General features: G+C 68.2%; 12 protein-coding genes. 4 read left to right on the top strand and 8 right to left on the bottom strand.

Features of this window, described 5'->3' with window-relative positions:
• Window positions 1–35: 35 nt before the first annotated feature.
• The 8 genes from ACZ5SK_RS09850 to ACZ5SK_RS09815 form a co-directional block, all read right to left on the bottom strand.
• Window positions 36–1199, bottom strand: coding sequence for an FxsB family cyclophane-forming radical SAM/SPASM peptide maturase (locus tag ACZ5SK_RS09850; protein ID WP_468575798.1), 1164 nt, complete (start codon window positions 1197–1199; stop codon window positions 36–38).
• 13 nt (window positions 1200–1212) lie between these two features.
• Window positions 1213–1404 carry a HaaA family cyclophane-containing RiPP peptide gene (gene haaA, locus ACZ5SK_RS09845; protein WP_468575716.1) on the bottom strand — a complete coding sequence of 64 codons (192 nt, stop codon included), beginning with the start codon at window positions 1402–1404 and terminating at the stop codon, window positions 1213–1215.
• Window positions 1405–1553: 149 nt separating this feature from the next.
• Window positions 1554–4334 carry a cyclophane-containing RiPP biosynthesis TPR protein HaaT gene (haaT, locus tag ACZ5SK_RS09840; RefSeq protein WP_468575714.1) on the bottom strand — a complete coding sequence of 927 codons (2781 nt, stop codon included), beginning with the start codon at window positions 4332–4334 and terminating at the stop codon, window positions 1554–1556.
• A 229-nt stretch (window positions 4335–4563) separates the two neighbouring features.
• Window positions 4564–5633 (bottom strand): IS630 family transposase gene (locus ACZ5SK_RS09835; RefSeq protein ID WP_468575712.1). Its coding sequence is split into 2 segments (ribosomal slippage): window positions 4564–5162 and window positions 5162–5633, totalling 1071 coding nucleotides; the frame shifts between segments, so codons are not numbered across the junction.
• Between the two features lie 224 nt (window positions 5634–5857).
• Window positions 5858–9136 (bottom strand): type I restriction endonuclease subunit R, encoded by a 3279-nt coding sequence (locus tag ACZ5SK_RS09830; RefSeq protein WP_468575710.1) that lies wholly within the window; start codon window positions 9134–9136, stop codon window positions 5858–5860.
• Window positions 9133–10320 carry a restriction endonuclease subunit S gene (locus tag ACZ5SK_RS09825; protein WP_468575709.1) on the bottom strand — a complete coding sequence of 396 codons (1188 nt, stop codon included), beginning with the start codon at window positions 10318–10320 and terminating at the stop codon, window positions 9133–9135. Before ACZ5SK_RS09825 ends, ACZ5SK_RS09830 begins: the two co-directional genes overlap by 4 nt.
• Window positions 10313–11935, bottom strand: coding sequence for a class I SAM-dependent DNA methyltransferase (locus ACZ5SK_RS09820; protein ID WP_468575707.1), 1623 nt, complete (start codon window positions 11933–11935; stop codon window positions 10313–10315). The genes ACZ5SK_RS09825 and ACZ5SK_RS09820 overlap by 8 nt, the downstream gene beginning before the upstream one ends.
• A 17-nt stretch (window positions 11936–11952) precedes the next feature.
• Window positions 11953–14094 (bottom strand): hypothetical protein, encoded by a 2142-nt coding sequence (locus ACZ5SK_RS09815; protein WP_468575706.1) that lies wholly within the window; start codon window positions 14092–14094, stop codon window positions 11953–11955.
• A 232-nt stretch (window positions 14095–14326) separates the two neighbouring features.
• On the opposite strand from ACZ5SK_RS09815, the gene ACZ5SK_RS09810 reads away from it, so the two are divergent.
• The 4 genes from ACZ5SK_RS09810 to ACZ5SK_RS09795 all read left to right on the top strand — a co-directional run bounded on the left by ACZ5SK_RS09810 (window position 14327) and on the right by ACZ5SK_RS09795 (window position 18904).
• Window positions 14327–14959 carry a hypothetical protein gene (locus ACZ5SK_RS09810; RefSeq protein WP_468575704.1) on the top strand — a complete coding sequence of 211 codons (633 nt, stop codon included), beginning with the start codon at window positions 14327–14329 and terminating at the stop codon, window positions 14957–14959.
• A gap of 373 nt (window positions 14960–15332) precedes the next feature.
• Window positions 15333–15767 carry a hypothetical protein gene (locus ACZ5SK_RS09805; RefSeq protein ID WP_468575702.1) on the top strand — a complete coding sequence of 145 codons (435 nt, stop codon included), beginning with the start codon at window positions 15333–15335 and terminating at the stop codon, window positions 15765–15767.
• 321 nt (window positions 15768–16088) lie between these two features.
• Entirely contained in the window at window positions 16089–18536 is a 2448-nt protein-coding gene (locus ACZ5SK_RS09800) for an AAA family ATPase (protein ID WP_468575700.1), read from the top strand.
• Window positions 18536–18904: a hypothetical protein gene (locus ACZ5SK_RS09795; protein ID WP_468575699.1), complete on the top strand. Its 369-nt coding sequence runs from the start codon at window positions 18536–18538 to the stop codon at window positions 18902–18904. Before ACZ5SK_RS09800 ends, ACZ5SK_RS09795 begins: the two co-directional genes overlap by 1 nt.
• The last annotated feature ends 2 nt before the right edge of the window (window positions 18905–18906 follow it).

Genomic DNA, 18906 nt, shown 5'->3' with positions numbered 1-18906 from the left:
ATAACTCCTGTCGTTTGCACTGTCATTCACGGTGGCTACGAGGACCCGCCGGCAGCAGCCCCGAGCGCCCAGCCGTGCCGTTGTAGAGAACCCTGGACATGCCGGATGAGATACGCCAGGTCCGCGCAGTAGACGGACGGGTTCCTGTACTCGCGTGCCGCGCTGAAACGGTGCGGCAGGTAACCACCGCCGCATACGGCCACCAGCGGACAGCGTTGGCACTCCTCAGAGAGGGCGGCCGTCCCGCTCTCCTGCCGATGCAACAACTTGGGGTGATGAATGGCGGCGTCGAAGGAGTCGCTGAAGACGTCGAGCCCGAGCCAGGACTCGCCCTCCTCCACCGAGCGCAGGGTGTCCACGCCCTCAACAGAGCCGTCGGATTCGATCACGACGCTGGCGGGCGGCGCGAGCCCAAGGGTCTCCACCGCGCCGCGCGCGCCGGAGCTGAGCGCCACGATGTCTTCCAGCATGCGCACGCTGTGCTGGTACTCGGGCCGGGCAAGCCAGGCGTCGTAGACGCGGCTCATCCACACCCCGTACTCCGGGACGGCGGGATCATTCCGATGCGGCGGCGCATCGTGGGTTCCGTGCGGCAGCCCGAAATCGATCACAGGAGGCTCGAACGACGCAAGGTAGTCGTGCACCTCCACGGGATCGTTCGCCAGGTCCACCACGGCAAGCAGCCCCGCGAACAGCCCAGGCCGGGATCGCAGCAGCTCGATGCCCCGTACCGCCGAGGCCGTGCTCGACCGGGAGGCGTGCGTGAGCCGGTGCCGGTCGTTGGCGGCAGGCGGCCCGTCGAGGCTGACGCCCACCGTCACCGCGTACTGCTCGAACAGGTCGAGCCACGCCTCCGAGACGAGCGTCCCGTTGGTCTGCAGCTCAAAGCGGACCTCGACGTCGGACGGGATGCCGTCCTTCAGCACGCGGAGAAGTTCACCCAGGTGGCGGGGCCCGGCGAGCAGTGGCTCGCCACCATGCAGCACGGCGTGGACGGTCCGCAGCCCGTACGTCGTCACATGCTCGGTGATCCTCCGAGCCGCCGCCCGAGCCACCTCTACGCTCATCCGCGCCGGCAGGCTCCGCCACGCCTGGTCCTTGGAGTTGAAGACATAGCAGTAGTCGCAATCAATGTTGCATCGATTTGCGACCTTGAGGATGAAGGTGTGGAACGGCGTATGAGTAAGCGTCGGCGTCATCAAGCAGCAGCGACTACAGCGGCCACGGCCAGGTCAGTGAGGCGGCGTGGGAGCCGTCCCCGATGCTGTTCGAGGCGGCCCGCTCAGCCGCCAGGCGGCGCTGCACGCGGGCGGCGACACGGCCCAGGACTTCGGGAGCGGGCGCGGACTCCGTGGTGTTCAGACCGTGAGCCGAAGGGGAGGGAACACTCGTGCTGGGCGGCATTGAACGCTCCTTGTGATGGGTGCCGAGAGACTGGGACGCTGCGATGGCAATGGAAGCAAAGGGCGGTTGAAGCTATAGATCGGCTGGCAACGTAGCAGCGTCGCCACTCACCGCGACATACGGAAAATGGTCACGTATTTCGCTCCGGCTCATCCCGTCTGCGACACCAAGAGCCGCTCGACGTCGTCGGCCGACGCGCTCACGCCCAACTGTCGGTACATGGTGAGCGCTTCACGCAGCATCCCCTCGGCCTGGGCGGGGCCGTCGATCGTCCAATCGCAGCGGCCGATCCCCTCCAGCGCCCGTGCCTCCTCCAACGGACAGCGGATGTCCCGAGCCAGAACCAACGCCTGTTCGAAGTGCTCGCGCCCGGCGGTCGGGTCACCGGACGTCCGCAGCAGCGCTCCCCAGTGGTTGAGCACCTCCGCCTCGCCACAGCGATCGCCGAGATCACGCAGAATCTCCAGGCTCTGCCGGAATGCCTCAACAGCAGCGTCCTGCTCACCGATGATCCCGCGGGCGATCCCCAACTCGCTCAACGAGGCGGCTTCGCCGCCACGGCTGCCGAGATCGCGATACACCTCCAGAGCCTCCTCGAGCACACGGATCGCTGTCAGCATGTCCCCGGACAGACGGTTCAGCACACCGAGGTGGCGGACGCTGTTCGCGCGGCCGAAGCGTTCGCCGAGCTCGGTGTAGTGCTCCAGCGCCTGGGTGTGGGCGTCGCGAGCGCCCTCGAGATCACCGGTGAGCCGCTGCACCACACCCAACTCGTTGAGGGCGTACGCCTGGTGGACCCGGTCGTCCAGCGCCTTGTAAATGTCGAACGCTTCGCGCTGCCGCTCGGTGGCGAGGCCGTACTCACCCATGAGGCAGTGCACAATGCCCAGGTCCCGCAAGGAGTTGGCCTCCCCGTACCGGTCGCCGAGCTCACGGTAGATCGACAGTGCTTCGGACTGGGCCTCGACGGCCTCATCGAACCTACTGGTCTGGCGCCGCACCATGCCGAGGTCGGCCAGCGCGTTGGCCTGACCGAGCCGGTACCCGAGTTCTCGGTAGAGGGCGAGCGCCTCAGTCTGGGCACGGGCCGAGGCATCGTTGTCCGCGATCAGATACCACACGATGCCCACCTGGTTCAGGGCATCCGCCTTGCCACGCCGGTCCCCGACCGCGTCGTACCGCGTCACAGCCTCGTTCAGGGCCTCGATCGCTTCGGGATAGGACGCCATGAAGCGCCGTACGACACCGAGCTCGGCCAGAGCGCCGGCCAGCGCCTGCTGGTCTCCGGTGTGCTGGGCCGCCCCGGCAGCCGTCCGGTGAAGCCCGACGGCCTGGTCCCAAGGGCCGGCCTGCCGCAGGAAGGGTGCCATGGCCGCGGCCAGACGAATCACGAGGTCGTGCAGAGCGAGCCCGCTGGCCTGCCGGATGCAGGCCAGGATGTTGGGCCGCTCGTTCTCCAGCCAGCCCAGGGCCGCCGTACGCGACTCCATGGCCGGAGTCTCGACGTGTTCCGCGTCGTCCGCTGAAGGTGGCACCACGGAGCCGCCGCGGACTATGTGCTCATTCGCGACGGCCAGAGCGGCCAGGTAGTAGGTGCACACACGCTGAACGGCCGGTACGTGGTCCATGCTGTCTCCTTCGTCAGCGAGACCGCGCGCGTAGTCGCGTAGGAGATCGTGAAGCCGGTAACGGCTCCCCGGGTGTTCGTCGATCAGGTGGGCGTCGTAGAGCGCTTCGAGTTGTCGGCGGGCTACCACCACCGAAACCGATCCGAGCGCGGCCCCGACGTACGCGTCGAGTTCCGTGCCTGGGTAGAAACCGAGGCACCGAAAGAAGTGCTGGCGTTCCGGTGCGAGGTCCCGATAGGACAGATCGAACGTCGCGGCGACCGCGCGCTCGCCGGCGCGCAGTTCTCCCAGCCGGTTCCGGGCCGCCACCAACCGCCCGTGCAGGTCCTCGGCGCTCCAGGACGGATGGTGCCGTAACCGCGCGGCGAGCAATGACACCCCCAACGGGAGGTACCCACAAAGCCGCACCAGATCCTCGACTACATCCCGGTCGACTGAGTCCGCCGTCCGCCCGCTGAGCCGTATGAACAGGTCCACCGCATGGTTGGACGGCAGCGCCTCGACCGGCAGCACCACTTCCTCGTGGGCAGCCAGCCGCTTGCGGCTGGTCACCAGCACGAGACAGTCGCTCCCACCGGGAAGCAACGGCTCCAGCTGCCGGTAGCTGGCCACGTTGTCGAGGATGAGCAGCGCCTTCTTGCCCGCGAGCCTGCTCCGCCACATGGCAGCCCGCGCCTCCGTGATCGCCCCGACATCGTCGCCCACGGGTATCTGCTGCGTCGGCACACCGCTGGCCGCGAGGAGCGACGCGAGAGCCTCGGTCGCCTGCACCGGGCTGCGCCCCGTTGTATGTCCGTTCAGGTTGACGAAGAGCTGCCCGTCGGGGAACCGCTCGGAGAGCACGTGCCCAGCGTGTACCGCGAAGGTCGTCTTCCCCACCCCGGGCATCCCGTCGATGACGTGGACCAGTAGGGCCTCACCGGTCTCCTGCGCAGCACGTACGGAGCGCACCAGCGACTCCAGCTCGGCTGACCGATCGGTGAACGCCGTGGTGTCTCGCGGCAGCGACCGCAGCACCAGGGCAGCCCCGGGCGGACCTGAGCCGTCATCCGGGCGCGCTGCCGGCTCGGGACTTTGCCCCGGCGCCCGGTGATCGTCCAACGCAGTAAGCAACGCTGTCAGCCCGGCCGTGACCACCCCAAGGATGACGAACGACAGCCAGGGATGCGTCTGTAACCAGCCCAGCCATGAGGGCCAATGCGACTGTGCAGAAACGGCGTTCGTCACCAAGCCCACGAGCATGGTGGTGATCGCGCCTCCGCCGGCGATGACGGCAATCGCCGCGCCGCGCCGCGCTCTCACGAGCGCGTCACCAGGTCGGCTGCGCCATACCCAACAAGCCCCGCTCTCCGGCCATCGGACCGGGGCAGCGCAGGCAGAACCGACCTGAGCACGTAGGCAACCCCCAGAAAGAAATCCAACTGACCAAGCGGACCAGCCTCAATGCGCTTGGTCAAGGTCACCTATGCGCCATCGGCCCTCCGGTCTGTCAGAGGACGACCGCTACTGAGGTTTTCGGTTCGGGGTGACGTCATGGCGGTGTCGTGATCAGTCCGGTCTCGGCGATGAACCCGGCGAGTAGGTCCGGCCGGTACTGCATCCGTTTGAGGCGGGTGCGGACCAGCCCGGCGAGGTCATCGATGCTGCACGGGGTGAGGTTGCCCAGGCTCTTCTTCAGGTGCGCCCACACGCCCTCGGCCGGGTTGAGGTCGGGGGTGTAGGTCGGGAAACGGAAGACCGTCAGCCAGGGCCGCTTTCCGATCAGCTCGCGCATGGCAGCGTCGACGTGGTGGCTGTAGTTGTCCCAGACCAGCACGATGTTGCCGCCGAGCTGCTGGTGGGCGGCGTCCAACAACGAGGCGAAGTCCCTCTCCCGAAAGCCCTTCTTCTCACCCTTGCGGCCGTGGTGGACCAGCATCCGGAAGACCAACCGCGTGCGCCGGCCGGCCTTGTGACAGACCAAGCCCGCCAAGGAGATGCGGCCCGAGCCGGCCGCGCGAACCCTGACCAGGGGTGGACGGCCACGGCGGGACCAGGTGCACGCCTTCGGCGGCCGCAGCAGCTGCCCTGCCTCGTCCGCGAAGCACAGCCAGGCATCCCGGTCCCTCACCGTCTTTCCACCCGCGGCCACGTCTCCTTGATCCACGTCGCCACGGCCTCCTCGTCGCGTTCGGCAGCCCGCCGTACCGGCACCTGCACCGTCCAGCCCATCTCGCGCAGGATGCGCCAGGTCTGGGCCTGGCTGAAGCGCACGTGGAAGCGCCGGGCGATCACCGTGGCCACCCGGGCCAGCGTCCAGCGCTGGTCCTCCGTCCAGCCGTGCGCAGCCGGACCCTTGTCGAGCTCCGCTGCCAGCCAGGCCCGCCACTCGGGCTTCATCCGTGACGGACGCCCGGACGGCCCCTTGGACCGCAGTGCCTCAATGCCGCCGTCCCGCCAGCGGGCATGCCAGGCGTAGGCGGACTTGCGTGAGACCCGTAACCGCCGTGCGACCTGCGGCGGTTTCACCCCTTGCGCGAATAACTCGGCAGCCTCGAACCGCACTTGCTCCCGCCGGGCCCGCTGCTTCGCGGTCAGGCCACCCCCATCGGGATACCGCATCCTCCACGAATACACCCATCCGCGAGATCACCGTCACCCTAGGCCGAAAACCTCAGTAGTCGTGCGGATGGCAGGCCCTTCGACCACTCGAAGGGCCTGCCATCGTCCAATAATCTGTCAATTTATCGGAATTGGGAGGTTGTAATCCTTGCATCCCTCGTCAACGTGTGAGCCACCCCAGGCAGAGGTCCATGAAGCGTGACCACGAAGCCTCCGAGTTGACGTCAGCTCTCCGGGACGCCGGTTGTGGACCATTCGTCGGCGAAGTGCTCCATCTGCTTCAGGACCAGCTCGACAGCCGCCGCGCGCCTGTCCGGCGGGTAGCCGTGGCGGGCCAGCAGGCGCTTGATGGCGCTGCGGAGACCGGCGCGGACCGGTTCACGGGCGATCCAGTCGGGCTTGAGCTTCTTCTGGACCTCCGTGACGAGATCGCGGGCGATGCCCGCCAGGACTTCATCGCCCATGAGTTCCTGAGCCGTGTCATGCTCGGCCACGGCGTCGTAGAAGGCGAGCTCGCGCCAGTTCAGTGGCGGATCGAACTTCTCGCCGCGCCGGGCGTCCTCGACCACCTCCTTGGCCATCTCGACCAGCTTGGCGATGAGTTCGGCACTCGTGTACTGCTGCCGCGTGTACCGGATCATCAGGTCCTGCAGACGGTCGGAGAAGGCCGTGCGGCGGACGATGTTGTGACGCGTGACCTCGCGCATCTTCTGCTCGATGAGCCGACGCAGCGCTTCCGCCGCGAGGTGGGGGGTGTCGCCGCCCTGGAGCTTGGCGACAAGCGCGTCATTGAGATGCGTCAGGTCGGCCATCTCCAGGCCGGCCTCGGCGAACAGGTCCGATATCCCGCCGGTCTCGACCACGGACGAGGTCAGCTGGGCGAGGTACAGCTCGACATCGCGGGCGACTGGCAGGCCGCGCGCCTCGCGCTCCGCCGCGTCGAGCTTGGCCATGTAGGCGCGGACCTCGACGAAGAACTGGATGTCCCGGCGCCAGGCCGGGTGGTCCGGGAAACGCTCGCCGATGTTCGTGGCGCTGGCGGTCAGCGCGTAGAAGCGCTCCAGGCGGTGGGAGTGCTCCCGGAAGCGCCGGCCGACGGTCTGGCGAGGATCGTCGAGCTTCTCCGGGTCGTTGCCGGGGGTGCGCGGATTCCGGAGGTACTCGGCGGCCCCGCCCGCGGCGCTGACGTACGCCTTGGCGGTCGCCTGTTCGAGGCGCGCACGCCAGTTGAAGCCGCGCAGGATGTCGCTGAGAATGTCGTACTCGTTGCGCAGCTCGTCCAGCGCGCGGTCGAGGTCCTGGCCGAGGGTACGGTCCTCCTGGTCGGCGTCCGTGTACTCGGCGATCGCTTTCTGCAGGTTCTCCGTCAGCGGCGCGTAGCCGACGAGCAGACCGTCCTCCTTGCCGCGGAAGCGGCGGTTGACCCGGGCGAGGGCCTGCATCAGGTTGGCGCCCTTGAGCGGACGGTCCAGGTACATGGTGTGGACCGGCGGGGCGTCGAAGCCGGTCAGCAGCATGTTGTTGACGATGAGCAGCTGCAGCTCGTCGTCGGGGTCCTTGGCGCGGTTGATGACCGCCTTGCGCTGGCCGTCGGGCAGCGCGTGGTCGAGCAGATGGTCCTCGTCCTTGCGGGAGTTCGAGGAGAAGACGATCTTCATCGCACCCTTGGCGGGCTCGTCGCTGTGCCAGTCCGGCCGCAGCTCGCGCAGGGCGTCGTAGACGCGGACGCAGATCTCACGGGTCGCGCAGACGACCATCGCCTTGCCGGCCGCCCCGCCCTTCTCGGAGACCCCGACGAACGGCCGCATCCGCTCGCGCCGCTCCTCCCAGTGCGCCACCAGGTCCTCGGCGAGATCCCTGACACGGGCCGGCGCGCCGTACATGGCGTTCATCGTGGCGACGGCCTGCTCGACCCGGCGGCGCTCGGTGTCGTCGAGGCCGTCGGTGATGCGGTCGGCCTCCTCGTCGATCTTCGTCGGGTCGAGGTCCTTGCCGAGGACGAGCTTGATGACGCGGCCCTCGTGGAAGACCTTGACCGTCGCGCCGTCGTCGGCGGCCCTCTTGAGGTCGTAGATGTCGATGTAACCGCCGAAGACCTGGCGGGTGTTGCGGTCGGCCTCGGAGATCGGCGTTCCGGTGAAGGCGAGGAGCGTGGCGTGCGGGAGGGCGTCGCGCAGGTGACGGGCGTAGCCGTCGAGGTTGTCGTAGTGGCTGCGGTGGGCCTCGTCGACGACGACCACGATGTTGCGCCGGTCGGAGAGCAGCGGATGGTCGGCCCCCGACTCCTTCTCCTCCTTGGTCTTACCGAACTTCTGCAGGGTGGTGAAGAGGATGCCGCCGGTCCGCTTGGCCGCGAGCTCCTCCCGCAGTTTGGCCCGGGTCGCGACCTGGAGAGGCGTACCCGGGAGGATCTCGCTCTCCAGGAAGGTGGAGTACAGCTGGTCGTCGAGATCGTTGCGGTCGGTGATGACGACGACGGTCGGGTTCAGCAGGGCCGGGTCGCCCATCACCATCGCCGTGGTGAGCACCATCTCCTCGGACTTGCCCGACCCCTGCGTGTGCCAGACGACACCAGCCTTCCCATCACCGGCTGCCGCTTCCCGCACCTTCTCCGCGGCCCGGGTCACCGCGAAGTACTGGTGCGGCTTCGCGATGCGCTTCATCCGCTTGGGCGGCACGAAGTTGATGAAGGACCGGCACAGGGAGAGGAACCGGGGCTGGGTGAACAGCCCGTGCAGCGCCAGGTTCTGGCCCGAATCGGCCACCCACTCGCCGTCCACGGCGAACGGGGTGACGCGGGCCCCGGTCTCGTCCGTGTTCCAGGGCGCGAAGTGCTCGTACGGGGTAAAGGGCGTGCCGTACTTCGCCGTGATGCCGTCGGAGAGCAGCACCACCGCGTTGTAGCGGAAGGCGGTCGGGAACTCCTTCACGTACCGGGAAACCTGGGAGTGCGCGTCCTGGAGCGTGGCGCTCTCGTCGCCGGCGCGCTTCAACTCCAGCACCGCGAGCGGGAGTCCGTTGACGTAGAGGACGATGTCGAAACGGCGCCGCTTCTCACCGTCGACGACGGTGACCTGGTTCAGCGCGCGGTACGTGTTCCCGTCCGGGTCCGCCAGGTCCACGAGGCGGACGGTCGGGTTGTGCTCGGCGCCGAAGGCGTCGGTGTAGACGACGGAGCGGATGCCGGTGGTCAGGTATCCGTGGGCGGTGCGGTTCTCCTCGTACGTGTCCTGCGACTCCGGGGTCGCCGCGACGGCGATGGCGTCGCGCACGGCGTCCGGGGGCAGCTCGGGGTTGAGCCGCTCGATCGCCTCGCGGAGGTCGGGGTAGAGGATCAGGTCGTCCCAGGACTTACGGTGCCCGGAGCCAGGGGCAAACTCGTTCCCGGAGGCGGGCAGCCAGGCCAGCTCGGCGAGCTCGTCAAGGGCGAGCAGTTCCCAGTCGGCTTCGAGGGGGCGGTGGTTGTGGCTTCTGCCGCTCGCGCTCTCGTCGTCGTGCGTCATGCGTGGTCCTCGACAATCTTCTCGGCGTCTTTGACGCGAAGGCGGCCGGACATGAGCTGGGGTAGGAGGGTGTCGCGGAGGGCGGCGAGGGTGCGGGACTCGCTCTGGAACGACTTCATGTGGGCGAAGGCAGGCGAGGCTTCCTGCCCGAAGGCTGCTAGAGCAGCGGCGTCCGGTTCGTTCACCAGGAAGTTCGCAGCGTCAGCGGCGCTCACGCGTTGGCGCCCGGATGTGCCGACCATGTTGCGAATGGCGTGCTCACGGAATCGGCCATCCCGCGCAAGGAAATAACTGAGCTCGGCGGGAATTCCAGAACGTGATCGCATGACGATGAACTCAGTCGATCCGAGGCCGATCTCACCATCACTCATGAAATCCACGTATCCGGTCTTCCCGTTCTCCAAACACGGGGTGATACGCGCCAGGAGCGTATCACCGTTCGCGAATCGGGGCCCGGATTTGGGTACTCGACGGGTCCAGGTGGGGATGCTGGCACCGTTAGTCTGGAGCGCGGCCATATCCACGTAGATAGGTTCATCGGCTGCGGGCTTGCTGAGCTTGGGATTGAAAGAAATGAGATCTGTGACGGGGATCGAGGTTGACCCATCAGGCTCGTCAGACAAGCCAAGCTCGTTGTACTTATACTGGAGCAGCTGCTCGTAGGTGGCCGCGATGCGCTCGTTGACGGCGATCTTGTCGTCAAGCGCCCCAAGTACGGCCGCAATTGCTTTCTGCTTGGTGTACCCAGGGTTAGGGATGCGCACCTTCAAGAGTTCAGGCTGACGGATACCAGAAACCGTCGTTCCGCTCGCCCGATTCTGCAAGTCGGTTTGCACTACATCAGACTGGAGCGCGTAATACAGGTACCGGCTATCGAGTACCCCCGACTTACCTCGAAGCCCGTAGAGACGTTGCGCGATTGCCAACGGCTCATTACCGGTAACAAGTGCAACCTCGCCGAGCGGCGCTTCGGACGTAAGGATAACGTCATCTCTCCTGAGTGGATCAGGCATCCACCGCTGGTAGGTTTCCCAGGAGATGTAACGGGCTTCCTTGAACGCAATTTTGCTGTTCTTGATAGCCTTGGCAGACAGAACTGGGATTCCTGAGGATACGAACGGAGGGTTCTTCCCACGGTTGTCAACCAGGAGCTCCAGGGAGTCACCCAGCACAAGCTCAGACATCGACCCTCCCCAGCTGCTCCCGTACCGTCCTCTCAAGTTCCGCCGACCTGTCAAACAGCCCGTACAACTCCTCCGTCAGCGCTGCGATCCGCTCCGCCACCGCCTCCGTGTCCTCTTCCTCCGCCTCAACGGCCCCCACGTACCGGCCCGGTGTCAGGACGTACCCGTGCTCCCGGATCGCCGCAAGGTCTGCTGAGAAGCAGAACCCGGCCTCATCCGCATACGTAAGCCCCGCTTCACGAGCCGACGCCGTACCCCGCCACGCGTGATACGCGCCAGCGATCTTCGCGAGGTCAGCCTCCGTCAGTACACGCTCCGTGCGGTCCACCATCTCGCCCATGTTCCGGGCGTCGATGAACAGGATCTCGCCGCGCCGGTCGTCCAGGCGCTTCGCGCCCTGCGGGGTCTTGTCCTTGGCCAGGAACCACAGGCATGCCGGGATCTGCGTCGTGCGGAAAAGCTGGGACGGCATCGCGACCATGCATGCCACCAGGTCGGCCTCCACGAGCGCCTGGCGGATCTCGCCCTCGCCGCTCTGCTGGGAGCTCATGGACCCGTTGGCCAGGACGATGCCGGCCGTGCCCCGTTCGCCCAGCTTGGAGATCATGTGCTGGAGCCACGCATAGTTGGCGTTGCTCTTCGGCGGCACCCCGTACCGCCACCTCGGGTCGCTCTCATCCCTCGCCCAGTCTTTGATGTTGAAGGGCGGGTTGGCCATGACGAAGTCGGCCTTGAGGTCGGGGTGCTTGTCGTCGGCGAAGGTGTCGCCCCAGCGGGGGGCGAGGTTGCCGTCGATGCCGTGGATGGCGAGGTTCATCTTGCCCAGGCGCCAGGTGCGCTCGTTGAGTTCCTGGCCGAAGACCGAGATGTCAGCCTTGTGGGCACGCCCGGCGTGGGCCTCGATGAACTTGGCCGCTTGGACGAACATGCCGCCCGAGCCGCACGCAGGGTCGTAGACCCGCCCTTCGTACGGCTCCAGGATCTCCACGATCAGCCGGACGACGGACTGCGGCGTGTAGAACTCGCCACCCCTCTTGCCCTCGGCGCGCGCGAAGTTGCCGAGGAAGTACTCGTACACCTCGCCCAGCACGTCCTGCGCGGGCTTGTCGCCGCTACCGCCGAAGCGGGCGTCGCTGATGAGGTCGACGAGTTCACCGAGACGCTTCTGATCGACGTTGTCGCGGTTGAAGATCTTCGGCAGGACGCCCGTGAGTGAGGCGTTCTCGCGCATGACCGCGTCCATCGCGTCGTCGAGGAGCTTGCCGACACCCTGGCTCTTTGCGTGGGTGGCGATCCACGTCCAACGGGCGGTCTCCGGCACCCAGAAGACGTGGGCGCCGGTGTACTCGTCCCGGTCCTCCAGGAAGTCGTCCATCCGGTCCTCGGTGATGCCGTCATCGGCGAGTTCCGCGGCGAGCTGGGAGCGACGCTCGTCGAAGGCGTCGGAGACGTACTTCAGGAAGATCAGGCCGAGGACGAACTCCTTGTACTGCGCGGCGTCGATGGAGCCGCGCAGCTTGTCAGCGGCCTTCCACAGGATCGCCTGGATCTCCTTGGCCGTGGAGGCGCTGAACAACTCCGCCTGTTCGGTGGGCTTCTTCGCAGCGGTAGCCATGGGGCAGACCGTCTCCTTTAGTCGTCGGTTCCGGGAAGGTTCTGGAGGGTGAGCGTGCCGTCGGCGATACCGGCGGCAGTGAGGCGGACCAGGTCGTCGAGGGCCGCGGACTGCTCCCGCAGGAGGTGCGCGCGGGTCTCGATCTCCGCGAGCACGGCGTCGAAGCGCTCGGCCTCGCGCCGGCTCAGGTCGGGGATGAGAAGGTCTTCGATGCCGCGCGAGGCCCGCACCGCGCCGCTGGTGCGCGCGTAGTCGGCGGCGGCCGCTCGTAGCAGTGCCGCGAGCACCCGTGGTAGCACCGGCGGGTCGGCGTCGGGGTGGACGCGGAGGATGCGGGCCGGGGCTGCCACCAGGGACAGGCCCGCTTCGTCGACGTAGGCACCGAAGCGGGGGCTCGTGGTGACGACGATGTCGCCCGGCTCTGTGAACAGGGCGTGTTCATAGCCAGTGAGGAGCACCCCGCGGTCGATGCGGCGCCCCCCCGGGCGTGCGATGCCGAGGACCTCGTCGGGGGTGAGCACTGTGTAGTGGCCGTCTGCCGTGAGGTGCTCGTCGGCGAAACGGTGCCCGGGGCGTCGGCGCAGGCGCCGGTCGTCGAGGAGCCGGCGGACGGTGGTGCGCCGCACCGGCTGGTCGTCGGGACGCAGTACGGCCTGGGTGCTCAGTGCCGTGCGCAGGTCGGCGCGCTGCCGGGCTTGCTCGTGCAGCTCCGTCAGGCGCTGCTCCAGGGCGCTGATGCGGACCGGACGCTCGATGACGCCCCTGGTGTAGCGGGCCATGGGCGGGCGGTGCTGGGTGGTGAAGGCAGCGCCCGGCCGGTCATCGAGGTCCTTCGCGGGGACGATCACCGCGTGGCGGGGTTCGTGGCGGCGGTCGCCGCGCCAGGGGGCGGCGCGCCAGATGGCGATGTCCTCGGCAAGCACGTCAAGGACCGTGTCGGTGAGCGGCTGCGCGGAGTAATCGGCGAGGAGGACCAGGCCCGTGCGGTGTTCCGCCGAGGTGCGGGCCAGCACCCAGAGGGCGGTGCGGTAGCCGGGACGGTAGGGGAACGCGCCGTCGGGCAGGCTCACCGCGGCCTTGAGTAAACCGTCCCGGAGGAAGGACCGGCGCAGACGGTCGGCCTCGCTGTGCCGGGGGAACGGGCGGACGAGCACGTCGGCGGGGCCGAGAACGACGGCTGTCGAGCCTTCGTCGAGGTAGTCGGTGAGTGCCTGCACCTGTTCCAGGACGACCTGTGGGCTGCGGTTCTCCCCCGACTCGTAGGGGAGGACGGAGACCAGCAGATGGGGATATCCCCAGTCGTCGACGGGCAGGTCCTCCCCTTCGGTGACGCCGAGGTCGAACTCGTTCACGCCTCGGACGAACATCCGGCGGCGGACCAGGCGAGCCCGCACCGGGTCGGGGGCGGCGGCGAGGTAGGTGTGGCCGGAGTCCTCGGCGGCCCGGGCGTGCAGGGCGGCGAGCAGGTCGCCGGAGCGCGCGTGCGGGGTGGCGACGACGGAGCCTTCGTCGAGGGCGTCGACGCCGGACAGGGCAGCGAGGACGCGTACCACGGCCGGGGTGGGCTCGTCGGCGGCCAGGTCGTGGGAGCCGAGGCGGCGCCGGGCCTCCAGGACCCAGTCGAAAGCCTCGGCGGGGGTGTAGGCGGCCTCGGTCAGCTCGTCGGCCAACGCGGCCAGCTCGGGACCGATGCGGTCCGGCTCCGGGACGGCCTTCAACTCGGCCGACACGTACGTGTCCTCGGGATCGAGCTCGTCGGCCTGAGTGAGGACCGCGTCCCAGCTCTGGCCCGAGAGAGGGACGTCGAGTTGCCGGCGCAGGCAGATCAGCGCGGTCAGTGCCCCCACCAAGACGGAGGCGGAAAGGACCGGCGTCCGCCAAGCGGCCAGGGTGTATAGGGCCAGTTCGGCCCGCAGGTGGCGGGCGTCCGCGTTACCGCGGCCCGTCGTCGTCAGCCAGTCGACGACCGCGCGGGCGTCGAACAGGGGCCGCCCTTCCTCGTGGGCGACGGGAGCGGGAAAGTCGGGGTGCCTACGGCTCCAGGTGGTGGGGACGGGCCGACGCACCTGGGCAAGGGTGGCGATTTCCGCATACGTGATCCGCCAGGCCGACGGCTCGGGCACGATGGGCGACACGGTCCCTTCGCGTGTGCTGGTCACTTGCCTCACCCCCTCTGTGGCCCCGATAGGACGTCCATGGCCCCGGCAGCCCTCAGTGGCGCTCGCGGCAGGCAGAACCCTACAGCGAGGGGGAAAGCAGAAGTAGGGAGAAGCTGATAACCCCGGTTATCAGCTTCTCCAAAGGTTTTTGGAGCCTGTCGATCCCACTCTGGTGCTCGTTCGACGCACCGACACCCGGTGCTCAGCGCAGTCGCGATCCGGAGGTCTCCCCATGACTGACATGTCCTCGACGCCGCCCGCCCACCAGCCGTCGGAAGGCATAGGAGGAGGCGCCGGCTGGGGAACGGTGCCTCCACAGCCGACGCCGCACACTTTCACCCAGCCGCCCGTACCGGGCCTGCCGCCCACCGGGCACACGCCGTCGCGGCGCAAGGTCTGGCTCACCCACGGCGCGACGGCGCTCGTCGCACTGATCTTCGGCGCCGCGATCGGTGGCGGTGGAGAGTCCGGCGGTACGGCGGACTCCTCGGGCGCCGCCCCGGCCGCCACGGCCACCAAGGCCGCCGCAGGCGCGCCGAAGCCGGCGGTGACCGTCACCGAGACGGTCAAGACGACGGTCACGGCCAAGCCGAAGCCGGTGAAAAAGTCCGGTCCCCCGAGCAGCTTCTCGGGCGAAGGCCAGTACCTCGTCGGCGAGGACATCCAGCCCGGGACCTATCGGACCGGTGGCCCGGAGGAGGACAGCGTCATCCCCAACTGCTACTGGGCCCGCTTGAAGAACGCATCCGGCGAGTTCGGCGCGATCATCGCCAACGACAACATTCAGGGGCAGGGCCGCGTCACGGTCAACAAGGGCGAGTACTTCAAGACCAGCGGCTGCCAGGAGTGGAAGAAGGTCGGCTGACGCCTCGGGGTTTCCTTCCCTGACTCGCCTTGACCGACGGTGTCGGTCCCAGCGCCCACCTGAACAGGCCGCCCCTCGGGTCACGCCTCACGGCCGGCCTCTCCCACACCCTCCGCCAGTCTCGCCGCGCACCTCAGTCCGTTCCGCTCTCAACCACTCCATGAGGGGAAGCACCGCGATGTCCGAGCCCGAGCAGCCCACCAACGTTTCCGCTCCGGTCCCGCTCCCGTCCACCGCCCAGGTTCCGCCCATGCCCTTGTCTGCGCCGTCAGGCGATTCGGCGGAAGTCGCGGGACCGCCGAGCGGTTCCCGCTGGGCCCGCCTGTCGCGGAGCGCGGTCCTGCTTCTTGGCATTGGCGTCGGATCCGCGGCGGTGGGCGTCTCCTGGGCTTCGCTGTCCCTGCTCGGCGGCGACGAGGCCCCGGCGAAGGCCGGCGGCAGCCGTTCGAGCTCGGCTATGTCCGGAGCGAGTCGGGCACCGGCACCGTTCGAAACGGACGGCAGGCTCACCGTCGCCGAGGTTGGCGCGGGACTCGAGACCGGGGAGCCGTGCTCGGGAACCGGCGGCTACTCCGACATCGACTTCGGCACCCAGGTCAACGTCACCGACGCGGACGGGACCTTGGTCGCCACCGGCTCTCTCGGCCTGGGCGAGAAGACCGAGGCCGGGTGCGTCTTCCCCTTCACGGTCGACGACATCGCCCCGGGCTCGAAGTTCTACACCGTCGAGGTGGCCCACCGCGGCGGCCTCACACAGACGGAGGCCGCCCTGCGGGCGGGCGGGCTCGAGTTCACGCTCGGCGACTGACATGGGTTCGGCAGGAACAGCGAGATAAGCACACGTCCAAGCGCCGCCTGTCCCGACCTCGGCACCCAGACCGTCTCCGGCCATGAAGCCGCCGCCGAAAGAGCCCGACTGCGGGCTTGAGCGCGAGCACCGCGGATTGACAACTGCACTTCGCACACCAGAAGTTGATAACCCGGGTTATCAACTTCTACACGATGCACAACACCTGGTTCTCCCTATCGTTCCCGGTGTCGGATGCGGCGCAGGAGTCACACCCTCCACGGTCGCAGCCGGTGTCCCACCCCTCCTCCGCATCAGCACCGGACCCCGGGAGACACCCCCATGACCGTGACGGAACAGCCCGAACAGAACACCCTCCCCGCCCATCCGACTCAGGTCGAGCAGCCCGTCCCCGTGGCTGAGCTGGTGCAGACCCGCCTGGCGGGGGCAGACCTCACCGAGGCCGTGAAGGTGATCCTCAAGGAGGCTCTGGGCGACGGCGAGACCCCGCAGGCCGCCCAGGCCGGCCGGATCTACCTCGAGTCTGTCGCCGTCACTCGGTTCCGCGGCATCGGCCCCCGGGCCTGGCTGAAGCTCAGCCCCCGGCCCGGCGTGAACCTCGTCGTCGGTCGTAACGGCTCCGGCAAGTCGAGCATCGCCGAGAGCATCGAGACGGCCTTCACCGGCACCAACCTGCGGTGGCACGGAAAGGACGCGACGCGCAGCCGCAACTGGCGCAACCTCCACGACACCGGCAAGCCGGAGATCGAGGTGAAGCTGGCAATCGAGGGTGACACCGGCCGCAGCACACTCACCCGGACGTGGACGGGCGAGGACTTCAACGACTCCGATGGTGAACTCAAGCGACCTGGGCACAGCCGTGTGCCCCTCGACCAGGCGGACTGGAGGCAGTCTCTGACAGACTTTCGACCCTTCTTGTCGTACGTCGACCTGGACCGCATGATCAGCGGCAAGCCCTCCGAGATGTACGACGCCATTGCCACCATCCTCGGCCTGGGGCAGCTCAGCACTGCCGACAGCCGGCTCCGCGAGGAGGCCAAGGCACTCGACGACGCGGCGAAGGCGGCGAAGGCGGAGCTGCCGGGCCTCAGGGAGGGTTTGTACGAACTCGAGGACGACGAGCGCGCGGTACAGGCACTCGTGGCAATCGACACGAAGGGAGCCCCTGACTTCGCGACCCTTGAAGCACTGGTCACTGGTCTGCCCAACGCCGACGAGGGCCTGCTCGCCGAGCTGCGCGCCGAGGCCGACGTAGAGGGACCCGATATGGCACGGGTCGGCGCGGCTGTGGACCGGCTGCGCAAGGCCCTCGCCGACGTCGAGGACCTGCGGGGTACCGGCGCCGAAGACGCTCTGCATCGTGCGGAAATCCTCGAGCGGGCAGTGGCTCACAACGACCGCCACCCCGACGAGGATTCGTGCCCCGTGTGCCGGACCGACGGGATGCTGGACGCTGCCTGGGCCACGGATGCCACGGCCCAGATCGCCGCGCTGCGACAGGAGGCGACGATCGCCGCGGACGCGCGCAGCGAACTCCGGTCGGCAGCTCGGGCTGTGCAGGACCTCGTCCACACACCCGGGCGGATCCCCGTCGCCTTGACCGATCCGTGGGGCGCCTGGACCGCCTGTCGTACGATCAGCGATCCCGCCGAACTCGCCCGGCGCGCCCACGAAACCGCCGCACCCCTGGCCGATGCCTGCGCCGCGGTCAAGGAGCGGGCTGCCAGGGAGCTGGAGAAGCGGGACGAACGCTGGCGCAGGCTCGTCACCCGCCTGACGGGCTGGGCGGAGAAGGCCCGTGTCGTAGAGGCGAACAGGTGCCGGCTGCGTGACCTCAAGAAGGCGAGCACCTGGATCAAGGCCCTGGCCGCCGAGCTGCGGGAGCAGCGCATGGAGAGCTTCGCCGACCAGTCGCAGCGGATCTGGGAGAAGCTCCGCCAGGAGAGCAACATCGACCTCAAGGCCGTGAGCCTAAAAGGCAGCGAGAAGGCCACCGTCCGCAAGCTCGTCATGGACGTCTCCGTCGACGGTCAGGAGGCCTCGGCGCTCAGCGTCATGAGCCAGGGCGAGCAGCACTCCCTCGCGTTGTCCCTGTTCCTGCCCCGGGCCGCCACCGCCGACAGCCCGTTCGGCTTCATCGTCATCGACGACCCCGTGCAGTCCATGGACCCCGCCAAGGTTCACGGACTCGCCGAGGTCCTGTCCGAACTCGGCAAGCACCGGCAGGTCGTCGTGTTCACCCACGACACCCGGCTCCAGCGGGCCTTCGCCAGCCAGGAACTGCCTGTGACCGTGTTCGAGGTCTACCGGGGTACGTCGTCGAGGGTGACGGTCAAGCCGGTGACCGATCCAGTCGCCCAGGCGCTCGCCGACGCCATGGCCATCGTCAGCACCCCGGGCCTTCCGTCGGCGGCGCGGACCCATGTGCTGCCCAGCCTGTGCCGTATCGCCCTGGAAAACGCCTTTCTCGAAGCCGCCTGGATCCGACACCACCGCTCCGGCGGTTCCGAGCACGCCCTGCAGGCCGCCGTCGGCGACGCCGACAAGTTCAGGAAGATCGCGGCGCTAGCCCTGTTCGGCGACATCGGGCGGACCGCCGAGGTCGACCAGGAACTGCGCACCCGCTACGGAGCGCAGGCGGCGTACCTCATCAAACAGTGCCAGTCGGGTGCCCATTCCGGGGGCGCACAGATCGCTGACGCGCGCCGTTTCGTGCAGGACGTCGGGGCCCTGGCGCAGAAGGTGCGCAAGCCGGAGGTGACCGCGTGATGACTGGTCCTGCCACCTCAGTCGAAGACCTCCTGCTGACGGCTGACCGGCTCCTCGCCGGCAACCTCGGCGCCACGGCCTCCGGCCGTAACCGCGGAGCGACCCTGGCTCTGCGAACCGCCCTGGAGATCGCTGTCGGCCAGGTGCTGGACGCCGCGGTGCCAGGGCTGTCCAGGACAACGGGGCGGGCCCGGATGCTCTGCCTGCGGTGCTACACCGCGGCGGAGACCGCCCGCCGGGCCAAGGCCGTCTGGTCTCACCTGTGTCTGGGGTGCCACTACCACCAGTACGAGATCGGCCCCACGCACGACCAGGTCCGCGCCTGGCGGACGGAGGTCGGTGAGCTGGTTCGAGAATTGTGCCACTGACT

Source organism: Streptomyces sp. NPDC031474, assembly GCF_055581185.1.
Note: the sequence above shows the minus strand (reverse complement) of the source record. Positions and strands in the feature narration are given on the sequence as shown.